The sequence below is a fragment of the Streptomyces sp. NPDC094147 genome (assembly GCF_044764265.1).
Lineage (GTDB): Bacteria > Actinomycetota > Actinomycetes > Streptomycetales > Streptomycetaceae > Streptomyces.
Genome location: NZ_JBIWHT010000002.1, coordinates 1 through 13,616, shown reverse-complemented (window position 1 = coordinate 13,616; position 13,616 = coordinate 1). Strand labels below are relative to the sequence as shown.

15 protein-coding genes are annotated in these 13,616 nt (G+C 71.7%); 6 read left to right on the top strand and 9 right to left on the bottom strand.

Features of this window, described 5'->3' with window-relative positions; all coding sequences use genetic code 11:
• Positions 1 to 9: 9 nt before the first annotated feature.
• Positions 10 to 1,284 (bottom strand): Ig-like domain-containing protein, encoded by a 1,275-nt coding sequence (locus tag ACIQ8J_RS05465; protein WP_403267706.1) that lies wholly within the window; start codon positions 1,282 to 1,284, stop codon positions 10 to 12.
• 194 nt (positions 1,285 to 1,478) lie between these two features.
• The gene (locus tag ACIQ8J_RS05460; protein WP_403267709.1) at positions 1,479 to 1,805 is read right to left on the bottom strand and encodes a hypothetical protein; all 327 of its coding nucleotides are present in this window, start codon (positions 1,803 to 1,805) and stop codon (positions 1,479 to 1,481) included.
• Between the two features lie 108 nt (positions 1,806 to 1,913).
• Here ACIQ8J_RS05460 and ACIQ8J_RS05455 point away from each other — a divergent pair, with 108 nt between their 5' ends.
• On the top strand, positions 1,914 to 2,195 hold the full coding sequence (locus tag ACIQ8J_RS05455; protein ID WP_403267712.1) for an LPXTG cell wall anchor domain-containing protein: 282 nt from the start codon (positions 1,914 to 1,916) through the stop codon (positions 2,193 to 2,195).
• A gap of 97 nt (positions 2,196 to 2,292) precedes the next feature.
• Here ACIQ8J_RS05455 and hutH read toward each other — a convergent pair whose 3' ends face one another.
• The 5 genes from hutH to ACIQ8J_RS05430 form a co-directional block, all read right to left on the bottom strand.
• On the bottom strand, positions 2,293 to 3,840 hold the full coding sequence (gene hutH / locus ACIQ8J_RS05450) for a histidine ammonia-lyase (protein WP_403267715.1): 1,548 nt from the start codon (positions 3,838 to 3,840) through the stop codon (positions 2,293 to 2,295).
• A 121-nt stretch (positions 3,841 to 3,961) separates the two neighbouring features.
• Entirely contained in the window at positions 3,962 to 5,095 is a 1,134-nt protein-coding gene (locus tag ACIQ8J_RS05445) for a diguanylate cyclase domain-containing protein (RefSeq protein ID WP_403267718.1), read from the bottom strand.
• A 96-nt stretch (positions 5,096 to 5,191) separates the two neighbouring features.
• The gene (locus tag ACIQ8J_RS05440; RefSeq protein ID WP_403267720.1) at positions 5,192 to 5,980 is read right to left on the bottom strand and encodes an enoyl-CoA hydratase/isomerase family protein; all 789 of its coding nucleotides are present in this window, start codon (positions 5,978 to 5,980) and stop codon (positions 5,192 to 5,194) included.
• 41 nt (positions 5,981 to 6,021) lie between these two features.
• Positions 6,022 to 7,203: an adenylate/guanylate cyclase domain-containing protein gene (locus ACIQ8J_RS05435; protein ID WP_403267723.1), complete on the bottom strand. Its 1,182-nt coding sequence runs from the start codon at positions 7,201 to 7,203 to the stop codon at positions 6,022 to 6,024.
• Between the two features lie 186 nt (positions 7,204 to 7,389).
• A complete protein-coding gene (locus ACIQ8J_RS05430; RefSeq protein ID WP_403267726.1) occupies positions 7,390 to 8,250 on the bottom strand; it encodes a biotin--[acetyl-CoA-carboxylase] ligase in 861 nt (286 codons plus the stop codon).
• A gap of 132 nt (positions 8,251 to 8,382) precedes the next feature.
• Between ACIQ8J_RS05430 and ACIQ8J_RS05425 the strand changes: the two genes are divergently transcribed.
• Together ACIQ8J_RS05425 and ACIQ8J_RS05420 are read left to right on the top strand one after the other, a co-directional pair.
• Complete coding sequence (locus ACIQ8J_RS05425) at positions 8,383 to 10,017, top strand: acyl-CoA carboxylase subunit beta (protein ID WP_403267728.1); 1,635 nt, start codon at positions 8,383 to 8,385, stop codon at positions 10,015 to 10,017.
• A gap of 40 nt (positions 10,018 to 10,057) precedes the next feature.
• Positions 10,058 to 10,264 carry an acyl-CoA carboxylase epsilon subunit gene (locus ACIQ8J_RS05420; RefSeq protein ID WP_403267731.1) on the top strand — a complete coding sequence of 69 codons (207 nt, stop codon included), beginning with the start codon at positions 10,058 to 10,060 and terminating at the stop codon, positions 10,262 to 10,264.
• A 58-nt stretch (positions 10,265 to 10,322) separates the two neighbouring features.
• On the opposite strand, the gene ACIQ8J_RS05415 is transcribed toward ACIQ8J_RS05420, so the two are convergent.
• Positions 10,323 to 11,591, bottom strand: coding sequence for an SGNH/GDSL hydrolase family protein (locus ACIQ8J_RS05415; RefSeq protein WP_403267734.1), 1,269 nt, complete (start codon positions 11,589 to 11,591; stop codon positions 10,323 to 10,325).
• Between the two features lie 236 nt (positions 11,592 to 11,827).
• On the opposite strand from ACIQ8J_RS05415, the gene mmpB reads away from it, so the two are divergent.
• Both mmpB and ACIQ8J_RS05405 read left to right on the top strand, forming a co-directional pair.
• Positions 11,828 to 11,956, top strand: a complete 129-nt coding sequence (gene mmpB / locus ACIQ8J_RS05410; protein ID WP_403267737.1) for a morphogenic membrane protein MmpB — start codon at positions 11,828 to 11,830, stop codon at positions 11,954 to 11,956.
• 39 nt (positions 11,957 to 11,995) lie between these two features.
• Complete coding sequence (locus tag ACIQ8J_RS05405) at positions 11,996 to 12,607, top strand: Maf family protein (protein ID WP_403267740.1); 612 nt, start codon at positions 11,996 to 11,998, stop codon at positions 12,605 to 12,607.
• 18 nt (positions 12,608 to 12,625) lie between these two features.
• Here the strand turns inward: ACIQ8J_RS05405 and ACIQ8J_RS05400 are convergent, their stop codons facing one another.
• Positions 12,626 to 13,078: a hypothetical protein gene (locus tag ACIQ8J_RS05400; RefSeq protein ID WP_403267796.1), complete on the bottom strand. Its 453-nt coding sequence runs from the start codon at positions 13,076 to 13,078 to the stop codon at positions 12,626 to 12,628.
• A gap of 392 nt (positions 13,079 to 13,470) precedes the next feature.
• Between ACIQ8J_RS05400 and ACIQ8J_RS05395 the strand changes: the two genes are divergently transcribed.
• Positions 13,471 to 13,616 (top strand): biotin carboxylase N-terminal domain-containing protein (locus ACIQ8J_RS05395; protein WP_365895732.1); only part of this gene is annotated, 146 nt, incomplete at its 3' end.

Sequence of the window (13,616 nt, the reverse complement as noted above, 5' to 3'; positions counted from 1 at the left end):
CTCCGGGGGTCAGACGGCGGAGCCGGCCTTCCACTGGGCCCAGCTCATGTTCCAGCCGTTGAAGCCGTTGTCGGGCTGGATCGTCTTGTCGTGGGAGTTCTTGACGACGACGACGTCGCCGGTGATCGAGTTGTCGTAGAACCAGGCGGCCGTGGTGCCGTCGTCGTTCGCGCCCTTGGTGTCGGAGAGGCCGACGCAGCCGTGGCTGGTGTTGGCGCTGCCGAAGATGGACTTCGCGCCCCAGTAGTTGCCGTGGATGAAGGTGCCGGAGGCGGACAGGCGCATGGCGTGCGGCACGTCCTTGATGTCGTACTCGCCCTTGCCGTCGTTGTCCGTGAAGCCGACCGTCGCACCGTTCATGCGGGTCTCCTTGTACTTCTCGGAGATCACCATCTGGCCGTTGTACGTCGGGTGGTCGGGGGAGCCCGCGGAGATCGGGATCGTCTTGACGACCTTGCCGCCCTGGGTGACGGTCATGGTGTGGGTGTTGGCGTCCACGGTGGAGACCTGATTGCGGCCGATCTTGAAGGTGACCGTCTTCTCCTGGACGCCGGTGATGCCGTTGGAGGCCTCGACGCCGTCCAGGTTCATCTTCATGGTGACCGTCGAGTTCGCCTTCCAGTAGTCCTGCGGGCGGAAGTCGAGGCGCTGCGAGCCGAACCAGTGCCCGACGATCTCCTGCCCGCCGCTGGAGGAGACGGTGATGTGGGACTGCACGTCCTTCTTGTTGGTGACCGGCTTGTCGAAGGTGACCGACACCGGCATGCCGACGCCGACGGTGGAGCCGTCCTCGGGCGTGAAGTTGCCTATGAAGCTGTTCTTCGGGGAGACGGTGGTGAAGGAGGCGTTCTCGTGCGCCTCGCGCCCCTTGGCGTCCACCGCGGTCGCCGTGATCTTGTACGTCGCCGAACGCTTCAGCGCCTTGTCGGGCGCCCAGCCGAGCCCGTCGGCGGATATCTTCCCGGCGACCTGGGCGCCGTCGGCGGAGGTCAGGGTGACGGCGGTCAGCTTGCCGTCGGCGACGGCGACCTTGGTGTCGTTGTTGATGCCGACGTTGTCCGCGCCGTTCTTCGGCGTGATGGTGATCTTCGCGGCCGAGGTGTCCTTCTCGGCGGCCTTGTCGGCCTGCGCCTGCGACTGCGCCGACTTCGAGCTGTCGGCCTTGCCGCCCTGGTCGCCGCCGCCGTTGCAGGCGGAAAGGACCAGTACGCCACCGAGCACCGCGCACGCGGCCATGAGGCTCTGCTTGCGCCGCTTACTCTCCGTCTTCACACGCTTCTCCATCGTCGCCGTCCCCCAGAACCTTCACGTCTAGAACATCAGACTGCGGTTTCGCGTTCCGCAGCGGGGGTGAATGTGGGACACACCACGCGTCGGCGGACGGGCCGGGGCGGGACGGTGCAAGATCACCGAAAGCCCGCCCCGCGCCCGCCGACGTCCGCCCGACGTCCGCCGGCCGCCCGGCTCAACTCCCCGCGTCAGTCCTCGTCGCCGCCGTCCTCCTCGTCCAGGTCCCACTCCTCGTCGTCGGGGTCGTAGCCGATCCGCTCGCTGCTCCAGGAGGCCTGGGCCAGCTCGACGCCCGGCAGCGCCTCCACGAGCCCGACCGGGTCCACCAGGTAGGCGAGGGCCTCCGCTCCGTCTTCCCGTACCGCGGCGTCCGCATGCACGCGTTCTTCTGTCCGCATCGCGGGATCCTCGGCGATGCGGCCGAGGGCGGCCGCCGCCAGCTTGTCCGGGTCCTCGATCTCCAGGACCAAATCGACGCGGAGGCGTACATACCGTGATGTCTCTACTTCGCTCATGCGAGGGAGCGTAGGGCCCGGGGCACGCGCGACTTTCCCGCGACCCGCTGCTTTCACTAGCATCAGCGCATCCCGCCAATTCGACGTACTCGCAAGGGGATCGCTCACTTGTCCGTCGCTCGTCGTCCCCTGCTCACCGCCACCGCCGCCGGCTCCCTGCTCTGCGCTCTGTGGTTCGTGCCGTCCGCCAACGCGACGGACGAGCAGCGCCCTTCGTCCGCCCCCGCGCACACCGCGGACCACCCCGCCCCGGCCACCGCCGCGGACACGCTCGCGCTCGCCGACACCGGCGGCGCGAACACCTCCCCCTACCTGGTCGGCGGCTCGCTGTTCCTGGGCCTGGGAGCCGGGTTCGTGACGTATTCGGTCCGCAGATCGAGGAGCTGCTGAGGCGGCGTCAGGTGCCTCAACTGCCGTCGCGCGTACGGAAGAAGGGCCGCCCGGGATGTCGCATCCCGGGCGGCCCTTTCCGTACGCGCGACGTGACTCAGGCGAGCGGGCCCGTCACCGGCTCCACCGCGGCGACCAGCTTCCCTTCGCGTACGAAGGACTCCGCCGCGGCCAGGTCGGGCGCGAGGAAGCGGTCCGGGCCGGGGCCCTGGACGCCGGCCGCGCGGGCCGCGGCGATGGCGGCCTGCGAGGCGGGCGCGGGGGTGAGGCCCTTGCGCAGCTCGATGCCGCGGGTCGCCGCGTACATCTCGACGGCGATGATCCGGGTGAGGTCGTCGACGGCGGTGCGCAGCTTGCGGGCGGCCGACCAGCCCATGGAGACGTGGTCCTCCTGCATGGCGGAGGACGGGATGGAGTCGGCGGACGCGGGCACCGCGAGCCGCTTCATCTCGCTGACCAGGGCGGCCTGCGTGTACTGGGCGATCATCAGGCCCGAGTCCACACCGGCGTCGTCGGCGAGGAACGGCGGCAGCCCGTGGCTGCGGTTCTTGTCGAGGAGGCGGTCGGTGCGGCGCTCGGCGATGGAGCCGAGGTCGGCGGCCGCGATGGCGAGGAAGTCCAGGACGTAGGCGACCGGGGCGCCGTGGAAGTTGCCGTTGGACTCGACGCGGCCGTCGGGCAGCACGACGGGGTTGTCGACGGCGGAGGCCAGTTCGCGCTCGGCGACGGTCAGCGCGTACGCGATCGTGTCGCGCCCGGCGCCGTTGACCTGCGGGGCGCAGCGCACCGAGTACGCGTCCTGCACGCGGGGCGCCTCTTCCTCCTGGAAGTGGCCGGTCAGGCCCGAACCCTTCAGCACGGCCAGCATGTTGGCGGCGGACGCGGCCTGGCCGGGGTGCGGCCGGATGGCGTGCAGTTCGGGGGCGAGCACCTTGTCGGTGCCGAGCAGGGCTTCCAGGGAGAGCGCGGCCGTGATGTCGGCGGAGGTGTAGAGCTTCTTCAGGTCGGCGATGGCCATGCACAGCATGCCGAGCATGCCGTCGGTGCCGTTGAGGAGGGCGAGGCCCTCCTTCTCGCGCAGTTCGACGGGGGCGATGCCGGCCGCGGCGAGCAGCTCACCGGCGGGGCGCACGGTGCCGTCCGGGCCTTCCGCGTCGCCCTCGCCCATGAGCGTCAGGGCGCAGTGGGACAGCGGGGCCAGGTCCCCGGAGCAGCCCAGCGAACCGTACTCGTGGACGACCGGCGTGATGCCCGCGTTGAGCACGTCGGCCATCGTCTGGGCGACGGAGGGCCGTACGCCGGTGTGCCCGGAGGCGACGGTCTTGAGCCGCAGGAACATGAGCGCGCGCACGACTTCGCGCTCCACGCGCGGGCCCATGCCGGCCGCGTGCGAGCGCACGATGTTGCGCTGGAGCTGGGCGCGGAGTTCGGGGCTGATGTGCCGGGAGGCGAGGGCACCGAAGCCGGTGGAGACGCCGTACACCGGCTCCGGCTTGGCAGCCAGCGCGTCAACGATCTCGCGCGCCTTGGCCAGGGCGTCGACGGCCTCGGCGGAGAGCTCGACCCGGGCGTTGCCCCGGGCCACGGCGATGACGTCCTCGGGGGTGGTCCCGGAGGTCCCCACCACGACAGTGTGCATATCCATATTCAGCACCCTACGGATTGAATCCCGTCATGTCACTAGCAGGTACCGCGCACCCTGGGCGTGGGGTACTGCGCGACCGGCCACGGACGGCCCGCAGCCGACCACGCACACGCGCAAGCGCTCAGCTGCGCCCACGGAACCGCCGCCGGTCGTGCGGAGGCGACGGCGGGGTGTCCGCGAGGCGCAGCACCGCACCGTCGCGCCCCGCCACCACCGGCTTGGCCGAACGCGCGGCCTTCGCGCGGTACTGGGCCGCGTCCGCGAGGCGGAACAGGCGGCGGGCCGAGCGCACCTCGCCGATGGGGTCGCCGGTGGAGGCCACCCCGCACGCGACCCCCTCGCCGAGCTCCAACTCCCCCGCCCGCAGGCAGAGTTCCTCGCCGACCGCCACCACCTCGTCGGCGGACGGCCCCACCGAGAGCAGGCAGAACTCGTCGCCGCCGAGCCGCGCGGCCAGCGCCCCCGGCAGCATCGCCCCGCACAGCGAGAGCACCGACCCGAAGCGTTCGAGCAGCCGGTCGCCGACGGCGTGGCCCCGGGTGTCGTTGACCCGCTTGAGCCCGTTCAGATCGCAGACGACGAGGCTGACGACCGCCCCCTCGGAGCGGTGCCGTTCGACCGCCTCGTCGAGCCTCATGTCCACGGCCCGCCGGTTGGCGAGCCCGGTGAGCGGGTCGGTGAAGGCGAGGCGGCGCACCTCTTCGAGCCGTTCGGTCTGTGCGATGCCCGCCGCCGCGACGGAGGCGAGCACGGTCGCGAAGTCCGCGTCGGCCGCGTCGAACAGCGGCGCGGCGACCGGCCGCGCCACATACAGCTCGCCCCAGGCCCGGCCGTGCAGCACGATCGGGGCGACCACGCAGCAGCCCCGGCCGCGCCGGCGCAGGGCGGTCACCCTCTCGTGGCAGTAGCCCGCCTCGCCGCCGGGAGGCTCGGCGGCCGTCTCGACCCAGGCGTTCGGCTCGCCGCCGCCCGCCCACCGCTCGTGCAGGAACTCGGTGATCTCGGGGAACTGGTGCACCGGGTACGTCTCGTCCTCGGGGAACTCCTCCTCCCCCTCGGCCCGTTCACCCTCGTTCACCAGCACCCGCAGCCGGCCGAGCTCGCGCTCCCACACCGAGAGCGCGGCGAAGTTCCCGCCGAGCGCATCGCGCGCACCGTGCGCCGCGGCCCGCCAGGAGTCGCGCGGCGTGTGCGCCGCGGCCATGGCCTGTGCCAGCGAAACCACGGCCCGCAGCCGGGCATCCTCTCCACCCATTCCTCCAGCTTAGGGAGGTATGAGAGGTTTTGACCGCCGGAACGCCTCCGCGAAGCAGCCGGTCAGGGCCACGCCCGCGTAACCGGCCGCCCGGGGTCACTCCCCGGGCCACACCGGCTTCCGCTTCTCGTTGAACGCGGCCACGCCCTCCGCGCGGTCCCCCGAGAAGGCCACCGACCGCCACGCCGCGTCCTCGACCTCAAGACCGGCCCGCAGATCGAGCCCCTGCCCGAGCCGCAGCGCCCGCTTCGCCGCCCGCAGCCCGACGGGCGAGTTGGCGGCCATCCGCCCCGCGAGCGCGAGCGCCTCCGTACGGGCGTCGTCGGCCAGGACGTCCACGAGCCCCAACTCCCTTGCCTCCACTGCCTCGACGCGGCGCGCGGTGAAGACCAGCTCGGCGGCGCGGGCCGCACCGACCCGGCGCGGCAGCAACTGCGTACCGCCGCCGCCGGGGATGACGCCGACCGACACCTCGGGCAGCCCCACCACGGCGGTGGCGTCCGCCACGATCACATCGCAGGCCAGCGCCAGCTCGAAGCCGCCGCCCAGCGCGAAGCCGTGCACGGCGGCGACGGTGGGCATGGGCAGTTCGAGCACGCCGGTGTAGGCGGCGCGTGCGGTGGGCCGCTGGCGTACGAGCTCCGCGTCCGTGAAGGAGTTGCGCTCCTTCAGGTCGGCGCCGACGCAGAACGCCCGCTCGTGGGTCGACGTCACCACGGTGACCCGGGCGTCGCGGTCGGCGGCGAGCGCGTCGCAGGCGGCGGCGATGGAGCGGGCCATCTCCGTCGAGACCGCGTTCATCGCCTTGGGCCGGTCGAGCACCAGCTCGGCGACGAACCCCTCGCGCCGTACGACGACGTACTCCCCGAACCGCTGCTCAGCCATGCGAACCCCTCCGCGTTAACGAACGTTACGTCGGGGCGATCCTAGGCTTCGCGGCGGTGCAGGAGCCAGGGCTCCACGATGCCGAGGCCGCGCACGGGGCGCTGCCACATGGGCTGGAGTGCGAAGCGGTACGCGGGGGGCTCCTCGCCCTCCTTCTCGGCGGCCGCGGCGTCCTCGGCGGCCTGGGCCTCGGAGACGGGGGCGTCACCGGTACGGGCCAGTTCCTCGGCGAACGCTCCGTCGACCAGGACGGCGTCCTTCGGCGCTATCGAGGTGAGCCGGCTCGCGAGGTTCACGGTCGTGCCGAACACGTCGCCCATCCGGGTCGTGACCGTGCCGAACGCGATGCCCACGCGCAGGGCGGGCATCGTGTCGTCGCCGGCCATGGTCTCGATGAGCCGCAGCGAGATCTCGGCGGCGGTCCCGGCGTCATCGGCGGCGAACAGGACTTCGTCGCCCAGCGTCTTGATGAGCCGCCCGCCGTGCGCGGCGACCAGGTCCGCGGCGGTCGTCTCGAACGCCTCGACCAGCTCGCCGAGCTCCTCCTCCTCCAGGCGCCGGGTGAGCCGGGTGAACCCCACGAGGTCGGCGAAGCCCACCGCGAGGCGGCGGTCCACCATCTCCTCGTCGTCGGCGGCCTGCACCACGCGCCCGGTGGCGGCGGCGAGCTGGCGCCGCCAGACGTAGACGAGGAACTCCTGGAGCTCCGGCAGGAGCAGCTCGACCAGGGGGTACGTGACCTCCGTGCGGGTCATGCCGGGCTCGGGCGGCTCGGTCAGGCCCTCCAGAAAAGAATCAATCTGCCATTCGGCCAGCCGGGCGGTGGTCTGCCCGGTGGAGCGGGCCACCTGCACCGCCATCGGCTCGCTGAGCAGCCCCGCCTCGACGAGTCCGGCGAGCCGCCGCAGGGCGAGCACGTCCGCCTCGGTGAGCGCCTTGGCCTGCCCGATGTCGGCGAACCCCATGGCCCGCCAGAACCGGGACGCCAGCTCCATGGAGACGCCGGCGGTACGGGCCGCCTGGAAGGGGGTGTAGCGCCGGTCCGCACCGAGGATCAGCTGCTCAAGCCGGATGGCGAGCGGGTCGTCGGTCGGCTCGGCGGTGTGGTCGACGGCGTGGTGCGGGGTCGGATACGCGGAGGGCGCGGGGTCCGGAGGGGTGCCGGCGGATCCGCCGTCGCCGATACCGGCGTCCGCACCGGACCGTGTCTCGTCGACGGTCACCGGCCGCCTCCTGCCCGTTGCCTGCGCACTGCCCTGCCGATCTGTCGCTGGATCGGCCTCAACGATACGGCAGGTGTGCCGTAGCTCACGTCCGCTCCCCCGGGGAGCGGTGCCGGGGCCCGTTCTCCCGCCCGCCTGCGTGTTCTACCCCTGCGCAAGGCGGGGCGGGTGGGAAGGGAGGGGCGCTCAGGGCGCCGCCGGGCGCAGGTGGACGATGTCCCCCGCCGCGACCGGCCGCTGCACCCCCTCGGAGGTGGCCAGGACGAGCCGCCCGTCCCCGTCCACCGCCACCGCCTCACCCCGTACCGACTGCCCCCCGGGCAGCTCCGCCCGCACCGTGCGGCCCAGCGTCGCGCAGCCCGCCGCGTACGCCTCCTGGAGCCCGGACGCCGCCGGGTCGCCGGATGCCGCGCGCCACGACCCGTACCACTCCTCCAGCGAGCGCAGCACCGCCCGCAGCAGGGTGTCGCGGTCCGTGGAGAGGGCCCCCGCGAGCGCGAGGGAGCCCGCGCCCGGCACGGGGAGTTCGTCGGCGCGCAGGGTGACATTGAGGCCGATGCCGACGACGACGCTCTCCGCCCCGGCCCGCTCCGCGAGGATCCCGCCCGCCTTGCGCTCCTCGGCGTCCACCGAGACCAGCAGGTCGTTGGGCCATTTCAGCGCCGTGTCGAGGCCCGCCGCCCGCGCGAGGCCGGTCGCCACCGCGACCCCGGTGAGCAGCGGCAGCCACCCCCACCGCTCGACCGGCACCGACTCGCCCGGCTTCAGCAGTACGGAGAAGAAGAGCCCGGAGCGGGCCGGCGCCGACCAGCGCCGGTCCAGGCGGCCGCGCCCGGCGGTCTGCTCCTCGGCGACCAGCACCGCACCCTCCGCCATCGCGTCCGCCTTCGCCGCGAGGTCGGAGTTGGTGGAGCCGGTCGCGGTCACCACGTCGAGGGAGGTCCACAGGGCGTCGGGCCGCAGCAGGGCGCGGCGCAGCGCGGTGACGTTCAGGGGCGGCCGGTCGAGGTCGGACCAGCGGCTGTCGGATGCGTCCGGGGGTGTCATGCAGCCAGGTTAGGCGGCAATTGCAAGGCCGCCAGGGTGTGGCCAACGCCGCACTGCCGAACCGTATCCGCGCCACTACCCTACGAGTCAGTAGCCAGCCATCCCCGTGACCAGGCAGGGAGCCACATCCCGATGTCCGAGCCGGAAAAGCACGACGCTCCGAACGACGCGACTGCCGACGCGATCGCCACGTCCAGCGACAAAGGCAGCCATACCACCGCCGGAAAGCTCGCGGATCTTCAGCGCCGTATCGACGAGGCAACGCACGCCGGCTCAGCGCGCGCGGTCGAAAAGCAGCACGCCAAGGGCAAGTTGACGGCCCGTGAGCGGGTCGATCTGCTCCTGGACGAGGGCTCGTTCGTGGAGCTGGACGAGTTCGCCCGGCACCGTTCGACCAACTTCGGGATCGAGAAGAACCGCCCGTACGGCGACGGCGTGGTCACCGGCTACGGGACCGTCGACGGCCGCCCGGTGTGCGTCTACTCGCAGGACTTCACCATCTTCGGCGGTTCACTCGGCGAGGTGTACGGCGAGAAGATCGTCAAGGTCATGGACTTCGCGCTGAAGACCGGCTGCCCGGTCATCGGCATCAACGACGGCGGCGGCGCCCGCATCCAGGAGGGCGTCGTCGCGCTCGGCCTGTTCGCCGAGATCTTCCGCCGGAACGTGCACGCCTCGGGCGTCGTCCCGCAGATCTCCCTCATCGTCGGACCGTGCGCCGGCGGCGCCGTCTACTCCCCCGCCATCACCGACTTCACGGTCATGGTCGACCAGACCTCGCACATGTTCATCACCGGTCCCGACGTCATCAAGACGGTCACCGGCGAGGACGTCGGCTTCGAGGAGCTCGGCGGGGCCCGCACCCACAACACCACCTCGGGCGTGGCGCACCACATGGCGGGCGACGAGAAGGACGCCATCGAATACGTCAAGTCCCTGCTGTCGTACCTCCCTTCGAACAACCTGAGCGAGCCCCCGGCCTTCCCCGAGGAGGCCGACCTCGAAGTGTCCGGCGAGGACCGGGAGCTGGACACGCTCATCCCGGACTCCGCGAACCAGCCGTACGACATGCACACGGCCATCGAGCACGTCCTGGACGACGGCGAGTTCCTGGAGACCCAGGCCCTGTTCGCGCCGAACATCATCACCGGCTTCGGCCGCGTCGAGGGCTACCCGGTCGGCGTGGTCGCCAACCAGCCGATGCAGTTCGCGGGCTGTCTGGACATCAACGCCTCCGAGAAGGCGGCGCGGTTCGTCCGCACCTGCGACGCGTTCAACGTCCCGGTGCTCACCTTCGTGGACGTACCCGGCTTCCTGCCGGGCGTCGACCAGGAGTACGGCGGCATCATCCGCCGCGGCGCCAAGCTGATCTACGCCTACGCAGAGGCGACCGTCCCGCTCATCACCGTGATCACCCGTAAGGCGTTCGGCGGCGCGTACGACGTCATGGGCTCCAAGCACCTGGGCGCCGACCTCAATCTTGCCTGGCCGACCGCGCAGATCGCGGTCATGGGCGCGCAGGGCGCGGTCAACATCCTGCACCGCCGCACGATCGCGGCGGCCGAGGATCAGGAGGGGACCCGCGCCGAGCTGATCGCGGACTACGAGGACACCCTCCTCAACCCGTACATCGCGGCCGAGCGCGGCTACGTCGACGCGGTGATCATGCCGTCGGACACCCGCGCCCACATCGTGCGGGGCCTGCGTCAGCTGCGCACGAAGCGGGAATCCCTCCCCCCGAGGAAGCACGGCAACATCCCCCTCTAGCCCTCTGTCCCCCCCTACTAGCCCCCCGCGAGGAGCCGCTGTGATCAAGGTCGTACGGGGCAATCCGACCCCGGAGGAGCTGGCCGCCGCACTGGCGGTGGTCCAGGCGCGCGCCGCGGCGACGGCCTCGGCCGCGTCCGGTGCGCCGCAGCCGCCCGAGGGCTGGTCCGACCCCGCGCGCATCGCCCGCCGCACCCTGCCGAAGCCGGGCGCGCGGTCCTGGGCCCGGACGTACTGGCCGGCCTAGCCGACGACGACGGCGGCCGGACCCCCCAAGTGGTGGGTCCGGCCGCCTTGTTCGTGCCTCAGAGAACCCTGGCCAGCGTCTCGGCCATCGCGCGGTAGCCCGCGTCATTGGGGTGCAGGGCGTCGCCCGAGTCGTAGGCGGCGGCGAGCCGGTCGGGGTCGGTCTTCGAGGCGAGCGCCTTGTCGAAGTCGACCACCGCGTCGAATGCGCCGGAGTCCCGGATCCAGTCGTTGACCTCGTCACTGACCCGCGCCGCGTGCTCGCCCCAGTGGTCGGAGCCCTTCAGCGGAAGCAGCGTCGCCCCGACCGCACGCAGCCCCCGGCCGTGCGCCTGGCGGATCAACTCCCGGTATCCGTCGATGAGTTCGGCACTGGAGACGACGGGAGCGGGCTTGTACGTGGGCTGCGGCTTCGGGCCCTTCTGGGCCTCGCTGAAGCCGATGTCGTTGAGGCCTTCGAGGATGACGACGGTGGACACGCCGGGCTGGTCGAGCACGTCGCGGCCGAACCGCGCGGTGGAGCGTTCGCCGTACCAGGCCGAGTCGTTGAGTACGAGATTGCCGCCGATGCCCGCGTTGACGACGGGCCTGCCGGTGCGTTCGGCGAGGGCGTCGGAGTAGCGGCGGTTGGCGCCCGGGGTCGAGCCGAAACCGTCCGTGATGGAGTCCCCGAACAGGACGATGCCGTCCCCCCTGGCCCGGCCGCCGACCTCGACTCCGGACAGGTAGTACCAGGACTGGGTGGACTCGGCGAAGGCCCGGCCCGACGTGTCGGCGCGGTGATCGCCCTCGGCCCGGTAGGTGTCGGCGAAGCCCTGCGCGTGGAAGGTGGCGGGTCCGGTCGTCCCGGCGAGGTAGAGCGTGACGGTCACCGACTCCAGCCGGTCCAGGGCGAGTTGGGCGGCATCACTGCGCAGTTCGCCATGGGCGGGGATGCTCACGGACTTCCTGCCGCCGAAGGTCAGCTCCCTTACGGAACCGGGCTGAACGTCCGCGCCCCGGCGGGTCCGGGCGATGGTGGCGCCGGTGATGGTGAGCGGCGAGGTGCCGTACGTGTTGGACAGCCGGATGCGGGCGCGGTCGCCGCCCTCGGTGACGCGGACGACCTGGCGCACGCTCTGGTGCGAGAAGCCCTCCTGCGACCAGTTGGGGGTGAACCCGGTGGCCGGGAGCTGCGGGGACGCGGCCCAGGCGGCACCCCAGCCCACGGGCTGCGCGGCGGACGGCTGAGCGGAGGCGAGCAGGGCGAGCGCGGCCGCGGCGGCGGCCAGCGGGGCAACGGCACGGCGGACGGAGGTGTTCAGGTTCGTGTTCCGGTTCAGGCTCATGGCGGATCTCCCCCATCTGGAACGACCAGGACCTCTAACGGTTCGCTGGTTCCGTTAGCCAGGACAGTAGCAGCTCCCACCGCCTAATGGAATCTCAGACCCGTTTGCCGATCGCGCACGGGCGGCCGCAGGTGAACGGGGGATGAAGTACCGGTCCGGAATTAGTCAATTGGCACCGGTGCGCCTGAGTACGGGTACTCAGGCGCGCCAACGGCCCTGGTCGCACCATCGGTTGCATGCTGTGGTCAGACCCGGAGAACGAGCCGCCGAAGGAACTGCGGGACGCGCAGGCGATGATGCGCCGGGCGGGCCTGCTCCTCGCCCTGGCCATGGTCGTGGCGATGATCGTGGTCGGCATCCGCTGAACCCCGGCCGCCCGTGGCACCCCCGTACGGGCGCCTACGATGGCGCCCATGACTGCTCAGCGCCGCCTCGTCCTCGCCTCTCAATCACCCGCCCGGCTCGGGCTGCTCCGCCAGGCCGGCCTGGCCCCCGAGGTGATGGTCAGCGGCGTGGACGAGGACGCGCTGACCGCGCCGAGCCCCGCCGAGCTCGCCCGCGTACTCGCCGAGGCGAAGGCGGCCGCGGTGGCCGGGCGCGATGAGGCCGCCGGAGCGCTGGTCATCGGCTGCGACTCGGTGCTCGAACTCGACGGCGAGGCGCTCGGCAAGCCCGCCGACGCCGAGGACGCGACGGCCCGCTGGAAGTCGATGCGCGGCCGCGCGGGCATCCTCCAGACCGGCCACTGCGTGATCGACACGGCGACGGGCGAGCGCGCGTCGGCGACCGCCTCGACGGTCGTACGGTTCGGCGACCCCACCGACGCGGAGATCGCGGCGTACGTGGCGAGCGGTGAACCCCTTTACGTGGCAGGGGCGTTCACCCTCGACGGCCGTTCGGCACCCTTCGTCGACTCCATCGACGGCAACCACGGCAACGTCATCGGGCTCTCGCTGCCGCTGCTGCGCAAGCTGCTCGGCGAACTCGGGATCTCGATCACTGACCTCTGGGTGTAGCGACCCGGCAGGGGGCCGTCAGACGGCGGCCGGGGCGCCGTCGTGGGCGCCGGGGGCGCCGTCCTCGGGCTCCGGCGCCGGGCGCTCCTGCACGTACGCCAGGAGTACGTGGACGAGCAGCGCGAGCACGACCATCAGGAAGGCGAAGGCGATCCAGCCGACGAGGCCGACCGTCAGCGCGCCGAGCACGCCGTGCACCACCGCGCAGGAGATCACCGCGATGCGGCCGAAGCGGCCGGGAGCGCGGTCGCGTATGCCGACGAGCAGCAGGGCGACTGCGCAGCCGACGAGGAAGAGGCCGAACAGCCCGCCCGCGACGAAGGCTCCGGTGGATATCGCCTTCGGGTCGATCCCGGCGAGGGACATGTGCTGATTGCCGGCGACCGTGCCGAGCACCCAGTTGACGAGCACGATACCGCAGGCCTCGGCGAAGAGAATGAGCGCGGCCACGATGGCGATCGGTCTGCGCAGCACGGCGCTGCACCCCCTGTTACCCCTAGTACGTCGACATGGCGCACGCTACTAACCAGTAGCACTTCGTACAAGGGTCCGGACAAGAAGACCGGCCGATCTTGGCCACGCGGTGCGCCGCGCGGGGACCCGGCCGCAAAGAATCACTCGGCCATTAGTAGGGACTCGACAAAGAAACGCGGGGTCCTGCTGGCCGCCGGGACAGAGACCTTGGCCACACCACACCGCTACTGTGCGGTACGGGAGCCGGGCGTACCGTGGTGCGACAAGGGATTTCGCGACTTGAGCGCGCCTCGAATCACACTCCGTGTGGGCAAGCTCACCATTGGGGATGGGTCGTAAGCCAGTGTGCGGCTTCCCTAAACTCAGCTTGTTTCAAGGAGGGAGCCATCGTGCGCAAGGTGCTCATCGCCAACCGTGGCGAAATCGCTGTCCGCGTTGCCCGGGCCTGCCGGGATGCCGGAATCGCGAGCGTAGCCGTCTACGCCGATCCGGACCGGGATGCACTGCATGTCCGGGCAGCGGACGAGGCGTTCGC